Genomic DNA, 21,658 nt, shown 5'->3' on the forward strand with positions numbered 1-21,658 from the left:
ATTTCGAGCCATGAACTGACAAAAACGGTTATAGCTATGAATAACACCATAAAAATCAGTGTCTCCGGGATGCATTGCGGCGGTTGCACCAACAGTGTCCGGATGGCGCTGGAAAAGATAAACGGGGTTGTATCGGTCAGGGTCGATCAGGCTACCGGTACGGCTGAGATAGACTATAAAGATCAAAAGCCTGAAACCGATGATCTGGTCGGGGCCGTGGAAAGGGCCGGCTTTAAGGCGGTCCTGCCTGTTTGAACGACCTCTCCCATTCTGATTTCATTGGCCGCAATGATTCCATGTCATTGCGGTTTTTATTTTAGGGTTGGCAATATCGGGGAATTATTTATATATATACACCGGACCAGAAAATAATTTTAAAGATTCGGTATATTATTATGGTGGCCGGTAATTTCGGTAGTTATGAATAACATATAAGATTTTTGGAGGAGATATGATTATCACCACAACCCCTTCGATCGACGGTAAAAAAACGGTTCAGTATTTTGGAATTGTCTCGGGGGAGGCGATTCTGGGGGCCAATATATTCAAAGATTTATTCGCCAGTATCCGGGATATTGTCGGTGGCCGTTCGGCGGCCTACGAGGAGGAGCTTCGTAAAGCCAAGAATATCGCGATCCAGGAGATGAGTGAACAGGCCAGAAGTCTGGGCGCCAACGCCGTTCTGGCCGTGGATCTCGATTATGAAACAATCGGAAGCGGTTCCGGGAATATGCTGATGGTTTCGGCCAGCGGTACCGCGGTTCGGGTTGAGGAGTAAATTGTCCGGATGATTGCCGGGGAATCATGGCGGAGGAAGAAATGGCATGATTATCAAAAAAATCCGCGAGGAAATAAAAAAACTGGAACGGCCGGAGAATATGATCGATGCCCAGCAGTTCAGCAAAGAAGCTCTTACCAATCGATATGTACTCAAGGCGGCCGTTATTCGCAAAGCCTCAAACCGGCTGTTCGGGGAAATAAAAAATCAATCGAAAAATGATATCCTCGGGATATGCGATGAAATACTGGAATCGGATTTGAGATACCGCCGTTTTTTTGCTTTCGAATGGGCCGGAAAACTGCATGAAGTCTATTCGGTTTCGGATTTCGCCCGCTTTGAAAGGTGGCTGAAAAAATATGTCGATAATTGGGGAACCTGTGATCATATCGGCATAGGGATACTTGGGCCCATGGTATTACGCTTCCCGGAGTTGACGGTCCGTATCAAAAAATGGACAAGCTCGAAAAATCGCTGGGTTCGAAGAGCATCGGCCGTAGCATTGATAATTCCGGTCCGAAACGGTTGTTTACTGGAGGATGTCTTCCTGACAGCAGATATTTTGCTTGAGGATCAGGATGATATGGTGCAGAAGGGTTACGGCTGGATGCTCAAAGAATCATGTAAGGCGTTCCAGGGGGAAGTATTTTCATATGTCATGAAGAATAAAAAATATATGCCCCGAACATCTCTCCGTTACGCTATCGAGAAAATGCCGCGTAATTTAAAACAGCAGGCAATGAAAAAGGACTGGTAAATTATGCCGGATGCGGCAGGCAAGGTTATTGTCATCACCGGGGCGTCAGGTGCACTGGGACAGGCGCTGGCATTGGAGGCCGGGAAACGGGCGGCGCGGGTCGCTCTTCTTTCAAGAAACAGAAACGCCCTTCTGGAAATCGCCGAAAAAATCGAGGCCGGTAATGGTCAGGCATTTCCCGTTACTACCGACGTGGCCAATCCGGAATCGATCCGGAGTTCTTTTGCCATGATCGAAAACAGGTGGAATAATATTGACCTGCTGTTCAATGCCGCCGGAGTCATGGAACCTGTCAGACGGATCGAAAATATCCGGGATAGCGAATTTATCAACTCATTAGGTGTCAATATCCTGGGAGTCTATATTGCCACCCGTGAGGCGGTGATCAGGATGAACCGACAGACCAATGGCGGTACGATAATAAATATTTCCAGCGGGGCGGCAATCCGCCCCTACATTGGCTGGTCGACCTATGGTTCCCAGAAGGCGGCGGTGGATATGTTCACCCGGATAGCGGCTCAGGAATTTGGCGGGGACCCTATCCGGATTGCGGCGATTTCGCCCGGTCCTTTCGAAAGCCGGATGCAGAAAACCCTGCGCCAGTCAGATCCCGATGATTTCCCAGCCAAAGAAAAGTTCGTTGGTTTATATGAATCGGGAGGGCTTTTGCAGCCCGGTACCATTGCCCCGATGATTCTCGAGATCGGCCTGTCGGACTGGCCGGAGTTATCCGGGCGGGTTGCGGATATTCGGGATAAGAATTTTCAAAACGAATGCCGTCAACATAACATTTTAATACCCCGGGGACTTTAATCATGGTATCCAAAAAACCAAAAATACTCCTGTATTTCGTATTGCTCTGTATTTCAACTGCCGGGCTGTCGTTTTTTTCGGCCGGGATATGGGGCGAAAAGCCGGAGACTCTACCAGAAACGGCCTCGTTGACAATAACTCAGGATATGACCCTCGCCGAATTCGGCCATATCAATAATATATCGAATGAGATTCTTAAAAAAGCGTTCAACCTGGAATCAAAACAGGACCTTCAAAAATCGCCGGCACAACTGGGATTGTCGCACGGTGAAATTATCTCACGGGTGGAAAAGGCCCGGGCTATCAGTAGCGAATACGAATCAAAAAACTGGTTGAAAATACCGATCAAATTCGCTCTCTGGTTCGCTTTCCTGATTACGGTATTCATTTTGATGCGGCGCGGCCGGATAAACTACATGAACCGAAAATGGTATTATCTCGCAGCGATAATAATATTCGGTATCATTCTCGGGTCGGATCCCAGCCCGATGGGGACGATCAAGGATGCTATTGTCCTGCTGGGCGCCAGCGGCGTAATTTTCCCACCCCGCATGATTGCCCTAACTATTTTTCTTATTCTTGTTTTTCTGGCCAACAAATATATATGTTCATGGGGATGTCAGTTCGGGGTTTTACAGGATCTGGTGTTTCGCATTAACCGCTCTAAAAAGGACCGAAGGGGGATTTTCAGGCAATACAAACCATCATTTGCGGTGCTGAATACCATTCGAATCATATTTTTTGCGGTTTTTACCGTGGTGGCTTTTCTCTGGGGCTATGACATAATCAGTCTGGTGGATCCTTTCAGGATTTTCCACCCGGTAGTACTGGCAGTGACCGGCGGATTGTTTATTGCGGCTATTTTAATCGCCGCGCTGTTTATTTACCGACCCTGGTGTTCGCTTTTTTGTCCTTTCGGGCTGACCGGCTGGCTGGTGGAAAAAATCAGCCTGTTTAAAATCCGGGTCGATTACGATAGCTGTATCGCCTGCGAAGCCTGCTCGCGAGCCTGCCCATCGACGGTAATGGAGGCGATTTTAAAGCGGGAGAAGGTCATTCCGGATTGCTTTGCCTGCGGAACCTGTATCGAAACCTGTCCCACCAATTCTATCGGGTTGCGATCCGGAAAACGGACCCGTCCCCCGGAGGGCAAGTTTGCCGACCGGGAGAAAAAAGAAGTGGGCCGGAAATTGATTGAAGAAGGTTGATTATGAATCCGTTGGTAATTCTAAGCCGGGATTCATTCATAATATGAACCTGATCAAAAAAGCCGGCCGGGATCAAATTTTGATAAGCCGGCGGCGATAAAACCCGTAATAAGTATGATGACACACGAAAAACCGATCAAATATCGGGTGGTCAATGCCCGTGAATGCCGGGATTTAATTGCCCTTGCCAAGGAAATTACCGCCCCGGCCTGGCCCGAGTTCATGATGCATGATGAAATTGCAGTTCACAACTGGAGTAATATGTATGAGGCTTTTCCTGAATATCAATTTGCCATGATCGAGGAAGGCTCCGACAGGATTCTGGCTATCGGTAATTCGGTACCGCTGGAATGGAAACGAATGATAAAGGAATTGCCCGACGGCGGCTTCGACTGGGCGCTGTCGCAGAGTCTTATCGATTATAGATCGGGCAAAACAGCGACAATCCAGAGCGCCCTGCAGATTGTCATTGCCGGGGAGTTTCTCGGTCGGAGCTTAAGCGGTGAAACGGTTAAAACCATGATTGCAATCGGCCGGGCTCATAATCTCAGGAAACTGGTGGCCCCGGTCAGGCCAAATCATAAAGAGCAATTCCCCCTGATCCCGATGGAACGGTATATCGAATGGCAGAACGATGATAATCTTCCATACGACCCGTGGATGCGGGTACATGTCCGGCTCGGAGCCAGAATTCTGAAAGTTTGCCGGGAGTCGATGCGGATCGAGGGCACGGTAGCCGACTGGCAAAAATGGACCGGCATGAGTTTTCCCGACAGTGGGCAATATCTTATCTCCGGGGCACTGGTTCCGGTACAGATCGATTGCCAGTTTGACCGAGGAGTATATCTCGAACCCAACGTCTGGATGAGCCATACGATATGAAATAATTTCCCTGCTGAGGAAATGGTCCTAAAATTGTCTTCCCATTCAATAAGAAAAAATCATATATTAATCGCCGGTTATGGCGGAGAACACATATAAGACCGAAAATGCCATAAAGGATAAATATTTTATCCTGCTGATATTGGCAACGGCGTTTTTTTATCTGCCGGTTTTAATCGATCTGATATCCGCCTGGTACCACAACCCCAATTATTCTCATGGCTTTCTGGTTGCACCGGTGGCAGTCTACCTGATCTGGAAAAACCGACAGGAAATCGGGGCGCTTCCGGTGACAGGGAGTAGTGTCGGACTAATTGTCATAATTCTGGCCGTGTTACTTTTTATCTTCGGTAATGGCGCCTCGGAAGCTGTCGCCATGGCTCTTTCTCTGGTGATGATGATCTGCGGGATTATTTTGTACCATTTCGGAACGGAAATATTCAAGAAAACCTGGTTTGCCGTTGTTTTTCTATTATTCATGATTCCTGTTCCCGAAATGATATATTTATCAATAGTCGCTCCAATATATCTTCCGGTGGCCAAAGCGGCCACTTCCATGCTTAATCTTATCGGTATGCCGATTGTTTTTCAGGGGGATATAATAAATCTACCCCATCAGGCCCTGAATATCAGCGAGGCCTGTTCCGGGATGCGCTCGCTGGTGGCGCTATTGGCTATGGGAACACTCTATGCTTATCTCTCGCATAACCGATCTTACGGAAAGGTGCTGATTTTCATCCTGACTGTTCCATCTGCAGTGATAGCTTATATAATCCAGGTTTCTATCGTTTTGGTTGTGATCTACACATCGGATGGATTAACAGCCGCCGATGAACCTTTGCATTCGATCATGAATACCCTCCTTTTTGCCGTTACATTTTTAATCCTGCTTATTTTCGGGGCTGTCCTGCGGAGGGCTTTCCGATGAAGGGGAAATTACTCATTTCGATCATGCTGATTATGGTTGGCGGCATAATCGGTAACGGACTGAGGTTTATTAAAAAGCTTCCTGACCGCCGGGCCGAATTCACCGTCATCCCCAACCGATTGCCGGGATATTTCGGGGCGGAACAACAGATTGATGATATGGCTTGTGAAGCTATCAAGGGCGATGTGACGACCTTGAGGGATTTTGTAACTGTGGAGGGTCAGAGGTTTCAGCTTTTCATGGCTTATTTCACCGGGAAGGAATCGGCCGGGGAAATATATTCGGCGGAATATATACTGCCCCGCGGCGGCTGGCGAATTGACAGTAGTGAAGCCTATACCATTACTATGCCGGGTAACAGGACTTTTAAAATTAACCGGTTGATTATATCGGTTAATAAGTATCGGATGGTTATGCTGTACTGGTACGAAGCCCGGTCGGGAATGATTAGAAGTGAATGTGGATTGAGGGCGGCTTTGTTTGACAATTCAATGATGATCCGGCCGACCGATGTTGCCCTTATTCGGCTCACTATTGATGCCACCAATATCGATACAAAAACCGCTACCGAAAAGGGATTAAGGTTCTTTCAACAGTCATACGGTTATATCGAGCAGTCTTTACCATTCTGAAATGCCGGGGCAGTTCTTTTCACTTGAAAATCCGATAAAAACCAGCTAATTTTAATACTGATGGCCCGTAAATTGATCAGACTTCTTCGTCCGCACCAATGGCTGAAAAACGGTGTTGTTCTGGCCGGGTTGATTTTTGCCGGAGAAGCGGCCCGAACCCACCAGTTATTTCTGGCGATCGGGGCCATGATCGGTTTTTGCTTGATGTCGTCGGCAGTTTATGTCTTAAACGATATTGTAGATCGCGATCGAGACCGGCTTCATCCACTCAAAAAAAATCGGCCTCTGGCGGCCCGGGAGGTGTCTATAACCACGGCCTGGATAATCTCGATTATTCTGGCGGCAGGCGGATTAGCCATATCATTTATTATCAACACCAACCTTTTAATTGTCTCAGGAAGTTATCTGGGACTTAATGTCCTTTATACTTTTTTTCTTAAAGACATTGTTATCCTTGACGTTATGACCATCGCCGGGGGATTTGTTTTGAGAGCCGTGGCTGGGGCGGTGGCCATTGATGTAAAAATATCGGGCTGGCTGTTAATCACAACCTTCGTCCTGGCTTTATTTCTGGCTTTCGGGAAAAGACGGCATGAATTGATTTCGCTGGAAAAAGAAGCGGTTTCACATCGGAGAATTCTGGAAAGTTATTCCCCATATCTGCTGGATCAGCTTATTGGAGTGGTTACCGCTTCGACGGTTATTACCTATCTATTCTATACCCTTTCGACTGAGGTGAGTACCAAGCTGGGGACGAATTATCTCTATGTTACCATACCATTTGTGATTTACGGGGTTTTTCGGTATTTATATCTGGTCCATAAGGAGGCCAAGGGTGGTTCGCCAACCCATCTGCTTTTGACCGACTGGCCGCTTCTGGTGGATGTTCTTCTTTGGCTTGCATCGGTCATTCTTATCCTGTATATTTTCTAAAATCCGCATATCAAAGGGGTTCATTTTGGAACGGCGGGAATTTCTGATCAAGGCGGGACAGGCTACGGCTCTGGTGGTTGCCACAGTAGCTACCGGGTTTTATTTCCATAATCGAGAAATAGCCGGATCTGACAAGATTATCTTCAAAACAACCGGGTTTGAAATTCCTCCCGATTCGACCCTGCCGGTTATAGCTCTGGCCCGAAACGAGGACCATATCGCCGCATTGCATGATTCTCTCGAAGCGGTTGGCTGGATCGGCCGGTTTATAAAGCCCGGCGAACGGGTAACGATTAAACCCAATATAGCCTGGGATCGTTCTCCCGAGCAGGCCGCCGACACCAATCCATATCTGGTAGGCGAGATGGTCCGGCTGTGTATTGCGGCCGGAGCGGCAGAAGTGATTGTAACTGATAATCCCTGCAATGATGCCCGACGGACATTTATCCGATCCGGCATTAAGGAACAGGCGGAAAAGGCCGGCGCCAGGGTGATTCTTCCTCAAACCGAGGATTTTATCATGACCGATTTGAAGGGTGAACTTCTGACAGTCTGGCCGGTCTTGAAGTACTTTGTCGAGACCGACCGCTTTATCAATATGCCGATTGTCAAACAGCATTCTCTGTCATCATGTACGATTGGCATGAAAAATCTTTATGGTATCCTGGGGGGGCGGCGAAACCAGCTTCATCAAAAAATAGACCAATCCATTGTCGATCTGGCGGCCTTTATCCGTCCGACCCTGACGGTGGTTGATGCCACTCATGTTCTCATGCGGGGCGGACCCCAAGGTGGATCGCCGGGTGATGTTAAAACGGTACATACGGTTATCTGTTCCACCGACCAGGTGGCGGCCGACGCCCGGGGATGCGAACTTCTCGGTCTCAAACCGGAACATGTCGGACATATTGTTCTGGCCCAAAAATCAGGATTGGGGCAACTTGATTATCGCAGGGCCGGATATAAAGAAATAGTGTGATGACTATTAAAACCGCCCAGAATTTGCGCCGTATATCCCAGATTGTTTTTTTTCTGATATTTTTCTGGCTGATTTTAAAGACCAATTTCGATGTTAACCTGGGAATGTCTGAAAGTGGTGAAATCACCCTCCCCTACCCGGTTTCGATCGCACTGGAACTTGATCCGCTGGTGGCCCTGGGGATTTTGCTGGCTGATGGGACGATTTTCAAGGGGCTGCTCTGGTCGCTGGTGGTGTTGATCCCGACTATTTTCATGGGGCGGATATTTTGCGGCTGGGTTTGCCCGCTGGGATCTCTTAATCACTGGATATCAGAGATTCCCTCGGAGCGCCTGGGGCGTAAGGGGAAAGGCAAGATCGATTCCAACCGGTACAAGAAATATCAAAGGATAAAATACTATCTCTTCTTCTTTTTCATAGCCGCGGCCCTGCTGGGCAGTCTGCAACTTGGCCTTTTAGATCCGTTGTCATTGATGGCTCGATCGATCGGGACGGCGGTTTTACCGGCCATTCACACTGTCGCCGATGGTCTACTGTTATGGATTAAATCATGGGGGATCAGCCCGCTGGGAAATCTGGCCCAATTAATATATGATCTTGCATCTCCGATCTTGCTCACTTTCCGACCGGCGCATTTTCATGCCATCCTGACAATCGGGCTGTTCTTTATCGCCATTCTGGTTATGAACCGGGTGTTCACTCGTTTCTGGTGCCGGGGAATTTGTCCGCTGGGGGCCATGCTGGGGATTTTTTCGCGGTACGCTATATTCGGGCTGGAAAAAGATGACAAAGGCTGTGATGGGTGCAATCTCTGTCTGCTTCATTGCCAGGGAGCCGACGGGCCTGATATCAATTCTAAATGGCGGCAATCCGAATGTGTGGTCTGCCTTAACTGCCAGGCGATCTGTCCCAACAATTCGCTGAAATTCAAATTTTTCCCGCGTCTGGGAAAGACTGAAAAAAGTCCCGCGGCGACGCAGAAGGTTGATATCACGCGGCGCAAGGTGGCTGTATCAGTCGCCGCCGGACTGGCGATGGTGCCGCTATATCGGACCGGTGATGCTTATAAGGTCAACTCCAATCCGGGACTTATCCGACCGCCGGGGGCGATTCCGGAGAAGGATTTCCTGTCCCGGTGTATCCGGTGCGGGCAGTGCATGAGAGTCTGTCCCAATAACGCCCTGCACCCTACTTTCATGGAATCGGGCGCCGAGGGCATCTGGACCCCGATCATGATCCCCCGAATAGGTTACTGCGAGCCGACCTGCACCCTGTGCGGCCAAGTTTGTCCGACCGGGGCTATTACAGAACTGACAGTTAAAGAAAAAGTCGGGGACGATAAAACGCGGCCGGTCCGGGTGGGAACAGCTTTCATCGACCGAGGACGCTGTCTACCGTGGGGGATGACGACGCCATGTATTGTCTGCGAGGAGTGGTGCCCGACAACCCCCAAGGCGATTTATCTTGAGGATGAAGTTACAATCAATGGCCGGGATGAAGTGGTGCCGGTTAAGCGGCCTTATGTCGATCCGGATAGATGTACCGGATGCGGCGCATGTGAGTATGCCTGCCCGATAATCAACCAACCGGCCATCTATGTAACCTCGATTGGAGAATCGCGCTCGGTTGAAAATCAGATTATATTGCAACGCAAAGGGATCGATCCCGGGAAACAGAAAGGATAAATAATTATGATCAGATTTAAGGTCCCCTTAATAATATTTCTGATACTTTTATTCGGCTGTCTCAGGTGCGGGAATAAATCATCCGATACCGGGAGTGATCTTGTTGAATATCTGCCGGAAGATTTCGGGACGATTAATATGCATCGCATTACCGAGGTACAAACCTATGTCGGCCGGGGATTGTGGGAATATATTGACGGCGGTGCGGAATTGTACCATCTCTATAATTTTATCCAGGTAGCTACAGCTTACTACGGCCGTGATGGACTCGAAATCGGGGTCGATATTTACCAGTTCAAGACCTCCGATGATGCCTATGGATTGTATTCCATGTTCCGATCGCCGGGTGTACAGGCCATAAATCTCGGAGTCGAGGGTTTTCTGGCGCCGGGAGCGATAAATTTTGTCAGGGGAGAATATTTTGTCAGACTGACCGGTAACGATGAATCGACCGCCAGCAGTCTGGCCTTAACCAACCTGGCCGAGGAACTGAATGGAAGTCTGCCGGGGACTATTCAAAAACCGATGTTGTTCGCGTCCTTTCCCGATTCAAACCGGGTTTTATTGACTGACAAATACTATGCCGATTCGTTCCTGGGACGCAAGTTCTTGTCCCGGGTTTATACCCAGGACTATTTAATTGCCGGTGACAGCCTGACATTATTCATTACCGATGATGAAAGCGGGGGAAAATACATGAGCTGGTCGGAGGCAGCCGATAAAGCCGGCAGAAAAAATCCGGCTGAAAAAGAGCTGTTTTTCGATGAAGGGTTGTCGTTCGTTTATGATGATAGTTTTTACGGTGGGATTATAATCGGTCTCAAGAAAGGGCGGCTGGTCGGGATGGTTTATTACGACGGCATCTATAATAATTTACTTCAGTACTGGCTTAAATCAATGGATTAGAACGGCCATTTGAGGTGTATAATTTTGCAACCGTATAAGTTAAGGAGTTGAAATGATATATCGACTGCTCTGTCTGGCAATCATGATTTCCACCGCTCAGGCTTCGGATTTTCTGGATAAATGGCCGACCGGCAAAACCGAAAGCATGACGTACGAAATCCGGACATTTAAACCATCGGAAACCACCAACTATAACCGGGTTTCGATTACTAAAGGAAACGATGGCGTTTTCACCGTCAAACAAACCATGGAAATCCCGGGCCAGAAAGTAAAAATTACCAGCCTGGAAAAATATGTCGGCCGGAATATCCGCCTGATTTCTTCTGAAAACACTTTCAAATTTCCAGAAATAATGAAGGAAAAACTTAAAACTGATTCTCTGGTGATCAAGGCCAAAGTCGTGGGAGACAGCCTCGATATCACGGCTAATGCCGACATTGTGCAGGTCGGCAAAATTGCCTTTGGACCGGACTGTGTTACCAGCACCGGTTCCCAGTTGATGGCGCGATCAATGGATTTTGAAGTCGGAAAAACAATTAAATATTCCTTTGTTAATCTTCTTCAGCTCAGTAATCAGCAATTTTCACCAATCGAGGTGATCGATTCCGTTGTCGGTCGCCAACAGGTGACCACCCCATTGGGGACTTTCGATTGCTATAAAGTCTCCAATACAGTACCGGGAACGAAAGGATATTCCTATTACACGGCCGATCAGGTCCGGTTGCCGGTCAGGATCGAGTTGGTGGATCCGGAGTCCGAGGAAATTTTGATGACACTTATCCTTCAGAATTATGAATAGGCTCATTTTTCAGTTTGAATTCGCCATCGATTAGGCTATTTTCCGGTATGTATAGAAATTATAGAAACAAGCCCCCCCGGGCGCGGCAACAGCCGGTTTACAATATTATCATCAATCCCAATTCCTCGGGTTATTCCAAAGAAAAGATTGATTACCTGACTAATCGACTAACCAAGGGTGGGGCAAGATATTTTTTAACTGAAGCCGATTCCCCCAAAAACGCTTCCTATTATACTAAACGGGTGCTCAGCAAAAAACCGTCGGGCATTATAGCCTGCGGCGGTGACGGAACGATCAACGCTATCGCCCGTAATATGATCCGACGGACGGTGGGATTGGCCATATACCCGTTGGGGCGATATAACAATATTTACCGGTCTTTATATGGTGAGCCTGATCGCGACCGGGCAATTGAAATTATCCTTGGTGGGAATACGAGATTGATAGACTATGGCCTGGCGGGGAGACATTTTTTTCTGGGATCGCTGGCTTTTGGATTAATTCCCGAATTGTATGAACTGCTTGATAAAAAGCGCACTCCCCGATTCGGAATCGGCTGGTCGAAACTGGGTATTAAGGCGGCCGCCGCGGTACCGGTCAGACAATTATCTATAAAAGTCGATGCCTTTAAGTTCGAATTTTCACCGAGGACGTTGAATGTTAACCTGATGTCGTACTCCGTCGGTCTGGCTTTGATGCCATCCTGCCTGACGGATGATGGAAAGGCCGAAATTTCTTTCGATAACGGTGATGGCGAGGCGATCATGTCCAATTTTGTCCGGAAAATTGCCCAAAAAAAATATATCTACGGCGATGAGATCAGGGTTTTCAGGGGCGAACGAATTTCTATTGCGCCCGCGGAAGATCAGAAAATTTATATCGACGGCGAAATAATCCGGGTAAAGGACAGCGAATTGGGTATCGAAATCGTTCCGAAACGTATTCGCGTTTTCGCTCCGGCTGAAAAACAATAAAAAAGATGATGATGAAATTATCATCAATTACGATAATCCTGGTTATAATTCTCTCCGGAGCAGTCCGGGCCGATGATCAGCCTCCTCCGGAAAATTCGATTAATACCGATGATACTCTGGCAGTCAATTCCGGGCATTCGGTGAAAAATCCCCTTTATGCCAATCAGCCAAGGGATACTCTTAAGGTTACGCAAAATCCGACCCGGGCTCTTTTCAAATCGATGTTTGTGCCGGGATGGGGGCAATTCGGCAATCATAAATATATCAAAGCGGGGGTTATTGCCGGTCTCGAGGTGACCTTGATCGGGACTATTATTCATTATTCCAAAAAGAAGTCGGATTTCGAGGACAGGTACAAGGCGGAAACCGACGAAACCGAGCAGTTACGCCTGTTTAATGCTTTCCGGGATGCCAAAGATCAGCGTAATCGTTTTTCCTGGTATCTGGGTTCGTTGATTTTTCTTTCGATGTTTGATGCCTATGTCGATGCCCATCTGGCGCGATTCCCCAAAATCAGTAAAAATATATCGTTTGATCTGAAACCGGTCGGCCTTCAGGATCTGGCTTTGACAGTCATTTATAACTTTTGATAATTATATTCAGCGATCGGAAAGAAGAATACTCTTGATGTCGATATGATACCGCTCGGGATCGATCAACCGGACAATCCGGCGCGGTTCATTCTTTGCAAGGGTCAGGTCGCAATCAATGAATTTCGGCAGAGGACCGGATTTATTGCCGATTATCCGAACCATTGGGCGAGCCAGATCGGCGCTGTTGGTAGACGACACCACCGCCAATTCATCGGTTGACAGCAGAACCAGAGTACCCGGCGGATAAATGCCGATAATATTGACGAACAGCTTGAGTAGAAAAGCATCGAATTTTACCGTCATCTGATACATCATCTTCTTGAGGACAATATCCGGGGGGACTGATTTTTTGATATACACCCTTCCCGATCTCAGGGCATCAAAAGTGTCGGTAATGGAAACAATTCGGGAGAAAAGATTGACCTGTTTTTTATCTTGTAATTGTGGATAACCTGTGAAATCCATGTTGATATGGTGTTCGAAGGCGACTCGGGCGGCGCGGGCGGTTTTCATGTCGAATTTCATGTTTCTGAGGATGGTTTTGGCGCCCAGATGGGGGTGTTTTTGCATCTGAACCCAATCGTTTTCATCATAGATATCGGGTTTACGGATTAAATCCTCGGGCAGGCGGATTTTACCGATATCATGGAAAAGGGCGGCAAATCCGAGATCGGACAACTGACGGCGATCCAGGCCGATTTTTAGCCCAATGGTCAGGGAATAAACGCAGACATTGGCACTGTGGGCATAAGTATATTCATCGAAATCCCGAATATTGGTCAATTCGATTAGCGACGATTCATCCTGGGAGATTTGATCTATCAAAGAATGCACCACATAACGGGCCTTGTTGATATTGACGCTTTTTTCATTGGCGACACAGGTCATGGCATCTTCCACAACCGAAATAGCCCGGAAAAAAGTGACCCGCGCCGCCCGTCGCATCATGGTCCGTTTTTGCTCATCGAGAAGCGGTTCGGATTTCTTTTCTTCGACTCCGAGAAGGGTAATTCCCTGTATTTCCATATCGGCCAGTCTCCGGGCAACATCGTCACTGGTCCGGCTGGCCTTTTCCGAGTTGAGAATCAGATAGACAAATTTATCAATCTGGCGATTATCCAGGGAATCATCGAATACCACTCCGCCGATTCCCAAACGCCGCCAGATATCGATTAGATTGCGGGCGCGCACCATCCCCTCGCTGTCGAGCTTGACCAGCCGGTCGCGAATAAGCACATGTCCCTCAATCACTTTGACTGATAGTCGGCCATGTTCATCCACAAGCCGGCGAAAATTTACGTAGAATTTCGAGGATGCGGTCTGGTAGGTGGCATTGTTCACCTCGGTATACTGAGCCGTTCGGAACAGAATGAAGAAGGCATTGATAAAATCGATATCATCCCGTCCAGCCAACTCCAGCCGCTCTTTTTCAATTCTGGCGACACTCATTGTTCACCCAATGTTTTTATTTCTCGCCGTTTTTTAAGCGCCTCGGTGGCCATTTTCCTCAAGTTTTTGCGCCAGGAATGAGCCAATTTCAACAGCGCTTTTTCGGCTTTTTCCGAGCGATTGTGGGCCAGAGCATTGAATGCCACCCGCTGGTAAAATTCTCGGATCTGACTTCGTCCCGCGCCCCACCCGTTTATTAGCGATACCAGGTAGTTGACGGTATGCTCACCGCCCAATTTTGACAGCATCAGGATACATTTTTCCTGATGTCTTTCGCTGAGAGTGGCAAAGCGATCATCATTGATGATGGTTGTCAGGACATTGAGTCCCTGGGTTCCGGTCAGGTTAAGAATGGACTCGAAGGCCATCTGGCTGACAATTGCATCGGGGTCCCAGACCAGCTTGATTAAAAGGCCGGTACTTTTTTCATTTTCACGACGATTCAAGCCTCGGATGATCTGCAGTCTGACCCTTGGCTCCTGATGATTCAGGGCTTTTTCAAGGTAAGAAATGGCTTTATCGTTGCCGATGCGGGCCAGGATATCGACCGCATTGCGGACCACGAACCAGCGTCGGTCAAAAATCCCTTTGGCGATCAGATCGACCTGATCTTTGCCCTGTTCAGAGAGAAAATCACACACTGCGAAACGATGATCGCGATGTTCCAGTTCTCCCAGCAGATCAACTGCCGCCGAGACTGCTTTCCAGTCAAAATGATCCAGATAGCGTCCCAGCGCATCGGGGCCGATAGAAGCGTTTTCATTGAGAATATCCTTGAGATAAGAAAACTTTTCGTGGCCGCAGGCGGTATCCAGAGCGTTTTGGATCCGGTCTTTCCAGACCTTATTCCTTTCATCAAGAAGACCTGAAAGGTGTTGAAGATTGGAAAGGATCATTCCGGCATAATCAAGCTGACTGACTTTAAGGAACTCGGTTTGAATTTTCTCCATGATTGTCACGGTCTCATTGAATTCGGGATATTCCTGCTCATGGAAAATTATTTCACGGAGCAAATCGATAGTGCTGTCGAACATGTCGAAATCACCATCTTCATCAAGAACACGATTAATGAAATTGCGGTCCGACTCTTCCAGCATATAGGTATTATTGAGAATCATGGCGGTATCGTGGATGGACAGCGGGGAACGCTCCGGCATCGCCTGCAAACCCATATATTTCTCGGCCGGATCATCCGGCACCGATGATAATCCCGGCGGAGGCGGAGCGGTTGCCACCGCAACTTCGTCGCTGTCATTGAGGAAAATACTGGCGTACTGAACCTTGCCGGAATCCGAATCCGACCCGGACGATTGTTTAATAAAGTGGCTGTCATCCAGGTTGGTTTCCTGGACGGCGAAATTCCCATCGTATTCCTTGAGGGCAATATCCTCGACGGTGCTGTATGAGAACCCCTCGATTGCCGCCTGCCAGAGCAGACTGCTCAAATCCTGAGCGCCTTCCTCGCGATTGACATATTTTTTTATCGTCCGGAAGAAGTACCCGGCGTTTTCATAATCAAAAGCGGCATCAAAAGAGATTTCATTGATGCCGGAATTGAAAAACAACCCGGCCAGAGCATCTTCGTCCTCCCGATCGGCGTAGACCGATCGATCATTATGATAAATCTGATTCTGATGAATGGTGAATTTGAGTCCGTTCGAGTCCTGGATCAGTTCGGTGAATCGCTCGATAAACGATTCTTTTAATTTTGTCGGAACGGGATTATTCTCGGGATATACGGAAACGGCCTTGATGGTTTTCATCAGGTCGGCAAGGACCCGGGAGATTTCACTGGCGGGTACGAAGTTGGAATTATCCATCGAAAAGTCTGTCCCCATATAATGAAAGATTCAATCATTATATCGGCAAAGGACGGGGCGGTTTTACCCCTGATGGATATAGAATTGAGCTTAACTGCCTGATAGTTAATATGATAAGGCCCCGACACCAATTGGCGGCGGGGCCCCTGATAAGGTTTTTACAACAGGTGTATTTTCTGACGCCCGGTTTTCACCTTTTTGGTGGCGTTACGGGTATCGAAAATCAGCTTTGAATTTTTGACAATCATCTGATAGTTATATTGAGTATGATTGGTCAGAATGACAGTCAGATCGGTTTTATTGAGTAAAGCCGCAGTCAGTTTGGAGGACCGATGAACCGAATCATTCCACTTGATTTCCGGGACAAAAGGATCGTTGTAAAAGATTTCCGCTTCTTCTTTTTCAAGAAGTTTAATAACATCGAGGGCCGGCGATTCGCGGGTATCCATGATATCGCGCTTGTAGGCAACCCCGAGAATAAGAATTTTGGAATTTTTAACCGAGCGTCCCTGTTTATTAAGTATCCGCCGAATGCGATCGACCACGTATTCGGGCATATGGGAATTGATATCCCCGGCCAGTTCGATAAACCGCGCATAGTAGTTCAGGCTTTTCAATTTCCATGACAGGTAATGAGGGTCGATGGGGATACAATGGCCGCCAAGTCCGGGACCGGGATAGAACGGCATAAATCCGAACGGTTTGCTGGCCGCGGCATCAATAATTTCCCAAACATTAAGTCCCAGCCGATCGCACATCAGAGCCACCTCGTTAACCAGACCGATATTGACCGAGCGGAAAGTATTTTCGAGAAGTTTTACCGTTTCGGCGGCCCGGGTGGATGAAAGCGGAACCACCAGGTTGATGATCTGCTCGTAGAACATCCGGGCAATATTGGTACATTGCGGAGTGATACCTCCAACCACCCGCGGAGTATTTTTGGTAGTGTAAACGGCATTGCCGGGATCGACTCTTTCCGGTGAAAAGGCCAGATAGAAATCCTTGCCGACTTTCAGTCCGGATTCCTCGAGAATCGGCAGAATCATATCTTCGGTCGTTCCGGGATAGGTGGTCGATTCCAGGATAATCAGCATGTCCTTGTGGATGTATTTCCTGACCCAGTCCACGGCCGCCAGGATATAGCTGACATCCGGATCCTTGGTTTTGGAGAGCGGAGTCGGTACGCAGATCGAAATGGTATCGACCTGCTCTATCAGTTCGGGGGTTTCGGTGGCTTTCAGTTTGCCGGATTTGACAAGTTTACCGACGGCCTGATCGGGAACATCATCGATATCGGATTTTCCGGAGTTAATCAGTTTGACTTTTCTTTCCGAAATATCAAAACCGATCACCTCGAAACCGGCGTTACCGAATTCGACTGCCAGCGGAAGACCGACATAACCCAGACCGATAATCCCGATCCGAGCTTTTTTGCTCTTAATTTTCTTAATAAGATTGTTTGCCATGGCATCACCTTTTCGGGAGCTATCCGATTATATTTCTCCAGTATAGTAAAGTATCGTTAAGAGTTTTATCGAGGCTGTAATGCATCTTCCAGCCCAGTTGTCTTTTTGATTTAGAACAATCCCCCTTCAAAATCGGTATATCTGATTTTCTGAATCGGCTTTTATCTATTTGGACCTTAATATCCGCAGTCGACAATTTCAGCAACTTATCAAGAACACTTTTTATACTGACCGAGTTCCCCGAACAAAGCTGATATGTTTCGCCCGGTTTGCCTTTGATGGCGGCCAGCCTGTATCCGGCGACAATATCACGGACATCGGATAAATCGCGGCTGGCCGACAGGTCACCGACCCTCATAATCGACTTAACCCGTCCCCTTTCGATCAGAGCAATCTGCCGGCAAAACGAGGGGACGACAAAAGTATCGGTTTGTCCCGGCCCGGTGTGGTTGAAAGACCGAATAATCACTATCGGGATGGCTTTATTCCGGTGATAGTGACGGGCCAGAAGTTCTCCGGCGACTTTGGAAATTCCATAGGGCGACAGCGGGTTATATGGTTGTTTTTCGGTCAGGGTTTTTCCTTTGGGAGTGAATGTCCCATAAATATCGGCCGAACTGATAAAAACGAGTTTTTTCAGGCTCGATTTCAGGGAAACAGCCGCTTCGAATACGTTCAGGGTTCCGAAAAAATTGATATTATAGGATAATCTTTCATTTTCAAAAGACCGGCCTACCGATGAAAAGGCGGCCAGATGAAAGATATAGTCCGGAGTGGTTGCCTTAATCATTTTGGCCAGTCTGGTTGGTTTGAGAATATCGAAACGTTCCAGATGAAGTCTTTCTTCAAAAGGCCGGATATTATCTTTTTTCTCGCCGGGAGCCAGAATTCCATAAACATCATAGCCATTATCAAGAAGATGTCCGGCGAGATATGAACCGGCAAAGCCGGCAATACCGGTTATAAGCGCTTTTTTTTTCGTGCCCACTATTTTTTCCCGGACTTGAGCCGTTCGAGGTCGGCCTCCACCATCATTTTGACCAATCCTTCAAAATCAACCCTGGTTTCCCAGCCGAGTTTTTTACGGGCCAGAGTTGGATCACCCAGGAGTTGCTCCACCTCGGCCGGGCGAACGAAGCGCGGATCGGTGACAACATAATCGTGCCAATCGAGATCGACAAAATCGAAAGCGGTTTCGACAAACTGTTTGACTGAATGAGTCCGACCGGTGGCAATAACAAAATTATCCGGTTTATCCTGCTGAAGCATAAGCCACATGGCCTTGACATAATCACCGGCAAAGCCCCAGTCACGCTCGGCATCAAGATTCCCCAGCGCCAATTTTTCCGCCATACCGAGTTTTATCCGCGCGACACCATCGGTAATTTTCCGCGTCACGAATTCCAATCCCCGGCGAGGCGATTCATGGTTAAAGAGAATCCCGGAACTGGCATGAATATTATAGCTTTCCCGGTAATTGACGGTAATCCAGTGACCGTACACCTTGGCCACACCATACGGCGACCGGGGATAGAACGGAGTCTTTTCATTCTGAGGCACCTCAATTACTTTTCCGAACATCTCCGAAGATGAGGCCTGGTAGAATCTCGTCTGGGGGGCTACCAGCCGGATGGCCTCAAGCAGACGCGTGACTCCGAGAGCATCGAATTCACCGGTCAATAAAGGCTGGGACCAGGAAGTCGGGACAAATGATTGAGCGGCCAGGTTGTAGATTTCATCCGGTCTGGCTTCCTCGATAATCCGCACCAGGGACAATTGATCGAGCAGATCACCCTGAAGAAGAGTTATTTTGTCGCGAAGATGCTCGATTCTCAAGAACGGTTCGGTCGATGACCGACGAACCATGCCATAGACATCGTATCCCTTTTCAAGAAGTAATTCGGCCAGATAGGAGCCATCCTGCCCTGTTATTCCGGTTATGAGTGCACGCATAGTTATTATCTCCGGCTTGGTTTTTAACTAAGTATCGGCAAATATAGAGATTTACAAACCGGAGGGCAAATGGTTTCAGGAATCGACGTTGAAATCGGGAAAAGGTTGTCTATGGCACCAGTTTCAGATAAGGCACAGCGTTGGCGGTCAGATCCGAGGCTCCGCCGAGAAGGTAGCGCAAATTGCCTGCGGCGGCAATCATGGCGGCATTATCAGTACATAAATCCGGTGGCGGGCAGAAGAAGCGGGCTTTGATTTTTTCCAGCCGGGCCGCCATCAGTTCCTTGAGGCGGCTGTTGGAAGCCACTCCTCCCGAGAGAGTGACCGCCTTAATACCATATTCGCGGGCCGCCCGAACGGTTTTAACCACCAGCACTTCCACGGCCGCCTCCTGGAACGAGGCGGCAATATCGGCTCTTTTTTGTTCCAGTTCATCCGGGCTCATGTCCCTGACATGGAGAGCCACGGCCGTTTTCAGGCCCGAGTAGGAAAAATCATAGCTGTCTTCCCGGATGACGCCCCGAGGAAATTTGAAATATTTCCGGTTTCCGATATGGCCAAAGCGATCTATTTCGGCTCCCCCGGGATATCCCAGACCCAGCAGTTTAGCGACTTTATCATAGGCTTCGCCTACCGCATCATCCTTGGTCTGGCCCAGCAGTCGGTATTTTCCGAATCCATCCACCAAAACCAGTGAGGTATGCCCGCCGGAGACGATCAGGGTTATATGCCGTTTAGGGAGATCGCGGTGATAGAGAAAATTGGCCGCAATATGGCCTTCCAGATGATTGACGGCCACAAAGGGTTTATTGAAACCATAGGCCAGTCCTTTGCCGAAATTAAGTCCCACCAGAAGGGCGCCGACCAATCCGGGGCCATAGGTGGCCGCGACCAGGTCAAATTGGCCCGGTTCGATTCCGGCTTTGGCAAGCGCTTCGGTGTAAACCGGGGTGATAGCTTTAAGGTGTTCCCGGCTGGCCAGTTCCGGAACTACTCCGCCAAAACCGCTGTGAATCATTTGGCTTAAAATAACATTGGATAAAACCGTGTCGGCATCCCGGACGACAGCCACGGAGGTTTCGTCACATGAGGTCTCGATTCCCAGGGTAATCATTTTTCTTCAATAACATCTACGGAATCGGAAGATTTATATAGAATGGAAACCGATGGCGGCACCACCACCTGGATGGGGATTTTATCATTCTGCCCTTTTAAAATATAATCCGCTATAATGGAAATCTGCCGATCGGTGAGACTGTCAATGGCTTCGGAAATCCCGCTGACCCGGATATTGATGGTGGAAGGCTCGATGGCCACATTTTTTAAAGGCGGGGAATTGATCAACCTGATGGATAAATCTTTAAAATCCCGACGGCGAACCGGTTGGACATTGATATAGGCTGTGACTGAATCCGGGGTGATTTTCAATCCATACATCTCCGGACTCACAACCGCCACCCCCCTGGCGAAATCATTACGTACCCCCTCCAGAACAGTCTTCTCGGTTTCCATGAATTGAATATCGGTCACATACCGTTTGGGACCCGAAACCATAACGGCGGCCGGGATAATCGAGTCATTTTCGCTGACCGCGTATCCATCATCAGGCATAACCACCACTCTGGAATGCACCGGAATTTCTTTCTCCATCCGGGTATCGCAGGTGACATAAATTTCGCGGGGTTCGATAATATCGGTCAGCTCGACCTTGTCGACTTTGACCAGACCGAGATTGGACAATGCCAGATCGACTTTGAATATCCCGACATGGCCGCGGTTGATACTGAGTCTCAAGCCTCTTTTTTTCCAGTCGCTCCGAAGCAGGGTTTTTCCGGTAGCCGAAACGACGACTCGCACCGAGTCGGGCGGCGGTTCGAGAAGGACCAGATCGCCGGTCAGATCAACCTGGGCGAGCGGCAAGGTCAGGCTATACTGGTAGACTTTATCGGTCGCCACATGGAACCAGAGCAGAACCGCCAGGATTACGGCGGCTATTTTAACCCAGAGATTGTCAAGTATTCCGGTCATGGAAATCACTTGCTGGATGGCCCGAGAGGTTTTCCAAAACTTATTTCGCCGTTATCGATGCGAATGGAAAAACCG

At 48.3% G+C, this 21,658-nt stretch carries 22 protein-coding genes; 15 read left to right on the forward strand and 7 right to left on the reverse strand.

From position 1 onward, the window contains the following. Positions 1-36 precede the first annotated feature (36 nt). From JXQ28_02665 to JXQ28_02735, 15 genes are all read left to right on the forward strand, one after another. Entirely contained in the window at positions 37-255 is a 219-nt protein-coding gene (locus JXQ28_02665) for a heavy-metal-associated domain-containing protein (protein ID MBN2276628.1), read from the forward strand. Between the two features lie 196 nt (positions 256-451). Then, complete coding sequence (locus tag JXQ28_02670) at positions 452-778, forward strand: heavy metal-binding domain-containing protein (GenBank protein MBN2276629.1); 327 nt, start codon at positions 452-454, stop codon at positions 776-778. Positions 779-824: 46 nt separating this feature from the next. Further along, positions 825-1,535, forward strand: coding sequence for a DNA alkylation repair protein (locus tag JXQ28_02675; protein MBN2276630.1), 711 nt, complete (start codon positions 825-827; stop codon positions 1,533-1,535). A 3-nt stretch (positions 1,536-1,538) separates the two neighbouring features. After that, on the forward strand, positions 1,539-2,348 hold the full coding sequence (locus tag JXQ28_02680; protein ID MBN2276631.1) for an SDR family oxidoreductase: 810 nt from the start codon (positions 1,539-1,541) through the stop codon (positions 2,346-2,348). Between the two features lie 2 nt (positions 2,349-2,350). Next, positions 2,351-3,556, forward strand: coding sequence for a 4Fe-4S binding protein (locus JXQ28_02685; protein ID MBN2276632.1), 1,206 nt, complete (start codon positions 2,351-2,353; stop codon positions 3,554-3,556). A 114-nt stretch (positions 3,557-3,670) separates the two neighbouring features. After that, complete coding sequence (locus JXQ28_02690; GenBank protein ID MBN2276633.1) at positions 3,671-4,438, forward strand: hypothetical protein; 768 nt, start codon at positions 3,671-3,673, stop codon at positions 4,436-4,438. Positions 4,439-4,517: 79 nt separating this feature from the next. Continuing rightward, complete coding sequence (xrt, locus tag JXQ28_02695; protein MBN2276634.1) at positions 4,518-5,366, forward strand: exosortase; 849 nt, start codon at positions 4,518-4,520, stop codon at positions 5,364-5,366. After that, complete coding sequence (locus JXQ28_02700; GenBank protein MBN2276635.1) at positions 5,363-5,998, forward strand: EpsI family protein; 636 nt, start codon at positions 5,363-5,365, stop codon at positions 5,996-5,998. The genes xrt and JXQ28_02700 overlap by 4 nt, the downstream gene beginning before the upstream one ends. Before the next feature lie 60 nt (positions 5,999-6,058). After that, positions 6,059-6,931: a decaprenyl-phosphate phosphoribosyltransferase gene (locus tag JXQ28_02705; GenBank protein MBN2276636.1), complete on the forward strand. Its 873-nt coding sequence runs from the start codon at positions 6,059-6,061 to the stop codon at positions 6,929-6,931. 25 nt (positions 6,932-6,956) lie between these two features. Beyond that, positions 6,957-7,910 (forward strand): DUF362 domain-containing protein, encoded by a 954-nt coding sequence (locus JXQ28_02710; GenBank protein ID MBN2276637.1) that lies wholly within the window; start codon positions 6,957-6,959, stop codon positions 7,908-7,910. After that, positions 7,910-9,595: a 4Fe-4S dicluster domain-containing protein gene (locus JXQ28_02715; protein ID MBN2276638.1), complete on the forward strand. Its 1,686-nt coding sequence runs from the start codon at positions 7,910-7,912 to the stop codon at positions 9,593-9,595. Before JXQ28_02710 ends, JXQ28_02715 begins: the two co-directional genes overlap by 1 nt. A 6-nt stretch (positions 9,596-9,601) precedes the next feature. Then, entirely contained in the window at positions 9,602-10,501 is a 900-nt protein-coding gene (locus JXQ28_02720) for a hypothetical protein (GenBank protein ID MBN2276639.1), read from the forward strand. A 52-nt stretch (positions 10,502-10,553) separates the two neighbouring features. Then, positions 10,554-11,300: a hypothetical protein gene (locus tag JXQ28_02725; protein MBN2276640.1), complete on the forward strand. Its 747-nt coding sequence runs from the start codon at positions 10,554-10,556 to the stop codon at positions 11,298-11,300. Between the two features lie 47 nt (positions 11,301-11,347). Further along, a complete protein-coding gene (locus JXQ28_02730; GenBank protein MBN2276641.1) occupies positions 11,348-12,274 on the forward strand; it encodes a hypothetical protein in 927 nt (308 codons plus the stop codon). Positions 12,275-12,279: 5 nt separating this feature from the next. Beyond that, a complete protein-coding gene (locus JXQ28_02735) occupies positions 12,280-12,864 on the forward strand; it encodes a hypothetical protein (GenBank protein MBN2276642.1) in 585 nt (194 codons plus the stop codon). A gap of 9 nt (positions 12,865-12,873) precedes the next feature. On the opposite strand, the gene JXQ28_02740 is transcribed toward JXQ28_02735, so the two are convergent. The 7 genes from JXQ28_02740 to JXQ28_02770 all read right to left on the reverse strand — a co-directional run bounded on the left by JXQ28_02740 (position 12,874) and on the right by JXQ28_02770 (position 21,583). After that, positions 12,874-14,316, reverse strand: a complete 1,443-nt coding sequence (locus JXQ28_02740; GenBank protein MBN2276643.1) for an HD domain-containing protein — start codon at positions 14,314-14,316, stop codon at positions 12,874-12,876. Continuing rightward, positions 14,313-16,136 (reverse strand): HEAT repeat domain-containing protein, encoded by a 1,824-nt coding sequence (locus JXQ28_02745; protein ID MBN2276644.1) that lies wholly within the window; start codon positions 16,134-16,136, stop codon positions 14,313-14,315. The genes JXQ28_02740 and JXQ28_02745 overlap by 4 nt, the downstream gene beginning before the upstream one ends. A gap of 158 nt (positions 16,137-16,294) precedes the next feature. Beyond that, on the reverse strand, positions 16,295-17,602 hold the full coding sequence (locus tag JXQ28_02750; GenBank protein ID MBN2276645.1) for a nucleotide sugar dehydrogenase: 1,308 nt from the start codon (positions 17,600-17,602) through the stop codon (positions 16,295-16,297). 19 nt (positions 17,603-17,621) lie between these two features. Then, positions 17,622-18,590 (reverse strand): GDP-mannose 4,6-dehydratase, encoded by a 969-nt coding sequence (locus JXQ28_02755; protein MBN2276646.1) that lies wholly within the window; start codon positions 18,588-18,590, stop codon positions 17,622-17,624. Next, positions 18,590-19,564: a GDP-mannose 4,6-dehydratase gene (gene gmd / locus JXQ28_02760; protein MBN2276647.1), complete on the reverse strand. Its 975-nt coding sequence runs from the start codon at positions 19,562-19,564 to the stop codon at positions 18,590-18,592. The genes JXQ28_02755 and gmd overlap by 1 nt, the downstream gene beginning before the upstream one ends. 100 nt (positions 19,565-19,664) lie before the next feature. Further along, a complete protein-coding gene (tsaD, locus tag JXQ28_02765) occupies positions 19,665-20,669 on the reverse strand; it encodes a tRNA (adenosine(37)-N6)-threonylcarbamoyltransferase complex transferase subunit TsaD (GenBank protein MBN2276648.1) in 1,005 nt (334 codons plus the stop codon). Continuing rightward, positions 20,666-21,583: a hypothetical protein gene (locus JXQ28_02770; GenBank protein MBN2276649.1), complete on the reverse strand. Its 918-nt coding sequence runs from the start codon at positions 21,581-21,583 to the stop codon at positions 20,666-20,668. The genes tsaD and JXQ28_02770 overlap by 4 nt, the downstream gene beginning before the upstream one ends. Positions 21,584-21,658 lie beyond the last annotated feature (75 nt).

The organism is Candidatus Zixiibacteriota bacterium, assembly GCA_016933955.1.
Lineage (GTDB): Bacteria > Zixibacteria > MSB-5A5 > GN15 > PGXB01 > JAFGTT01.

Coding starts and splice junctions, on each gene's coding strand:
- JXQ28_02665 (MBN2276628.1), top strand. CDS start 37: ATGAATAACACCATAAAAATCAGTGTCTCCGGGATGCATTGCGGCGGT.
- JXQ28_02670 (MBN2276629.1), top strand. CDS start 452: ATGATTATCACCACAACCCCTTCGATCGACGGTAAAAAAACGGTTCAG.
- JXQ28_02675 (MBN2276630.1), top strand. CDS start 825: ATGATTATCAAAAAAATCCGCGAGGAAATAAAAAAACTGGAACGGCCG.
- JXQ28_02680 (MBN2276631.1), top strand. CDS start 1,539: ATGCCGGATGCGGCAGGCAAGGTTATTGTCATCACCGGGGCGTCAGGT.
- JXQ28_02685 (MBN2276632.1), top strand. CDS start 2,351: ATGGTATCCAAAAAACCAAAAATACTCCTGTATTTCGTATTGCTCTGT.
- JXQ28_02690 (MBN2276633.1), top strand. CDS start 3,671: ATGATGACACACGAAAAACCGATCAAATATCGGGTGGTCAATGCCCGT.
- xrt (MBN2276634.1), top strand. CDS start 4,518: ATGGCGGAGAACACATATAAGACCGAAAATGCCATAAAGGATAAATAT.
- JXQ28_02700 (MBN2276635.1), top strand. CDS start 5,363: ATGAAGGGGAAATTACTCATTTCGATCATGCTGATTATGGTTGGCGGC.
- JXQ28_02705 (MBN2276636.1), top strand. CDS start 6,059: ATGGCCCGTAAATTGATCAGACTTCTTCGTCCGCACCAATGGCTGAAA.
- JXQ28_02715 (MBN2276638.1), top strand. CDS start 7,910: ATGACTATTAAAACCGCCCAGAATTTGCGCCGTATATCCCAGATTGTT.
- JXQ28_02720 (MBN2276639.1), top strand. CDS start 9,602: ATGATCAGATTTAAGGTCCCCTTAATAATATTTCTGATACTTTTATTC.
- JXQ28_02725 (MBN2276640.1), top strand. CDS start 10,554: ATGATATATCGACTGCTCTGTCTGGCAATCATGATTTCCACCGCTCAG.
- JXQ28_02730 (MBN2276641.1), top strand. CDS start 11,348: ATGTATAGAAATTATAGAAACAAGCCCCCCCGGGCGCGGCAACAGCCG.
- JXQ28_02735 (MBN2276642.1), top strand. CDS start 12,280: ATGATGATGAAATTATCATCAATTACGATAATCCTGGTTATAATTCTC.
- JXQ28_02740 (MBN2276643.1), bottom strand. CDS start 14,316: ATGAGTGTCGCCAGAATTGAAAAAGAGCGGCTGGAGTTGGCTGGACGG.
- JXQ28_02745 (MBN2276644.1), bottom strand. CDS start 16,136: ATGGATAATTCCAACTTCGTACCCGCCAGTGAAATCTCCCGGGTCCTT.
- JXQ28_02750 (MBN2276645.1), bottom strand. CDS start 17,602: ATGGCAAACAATCTTATTAAGAAAATTAAGAGCAAAAAAGCTCGGATC.
- tsaD (MBN2276648.1), bottom strand. CDS start 20,669: ATGATTACCCTGGGAATCGAGACCTCATGTGACGAAACCTCCGTGGCT.
- JXQ28_02770 (MBN2276649.1), bottom strand. CDS start 21,583: ATGACCGGAATACTTGACAATCTCTGGGTTAAAATAGCCGCCGTAATC.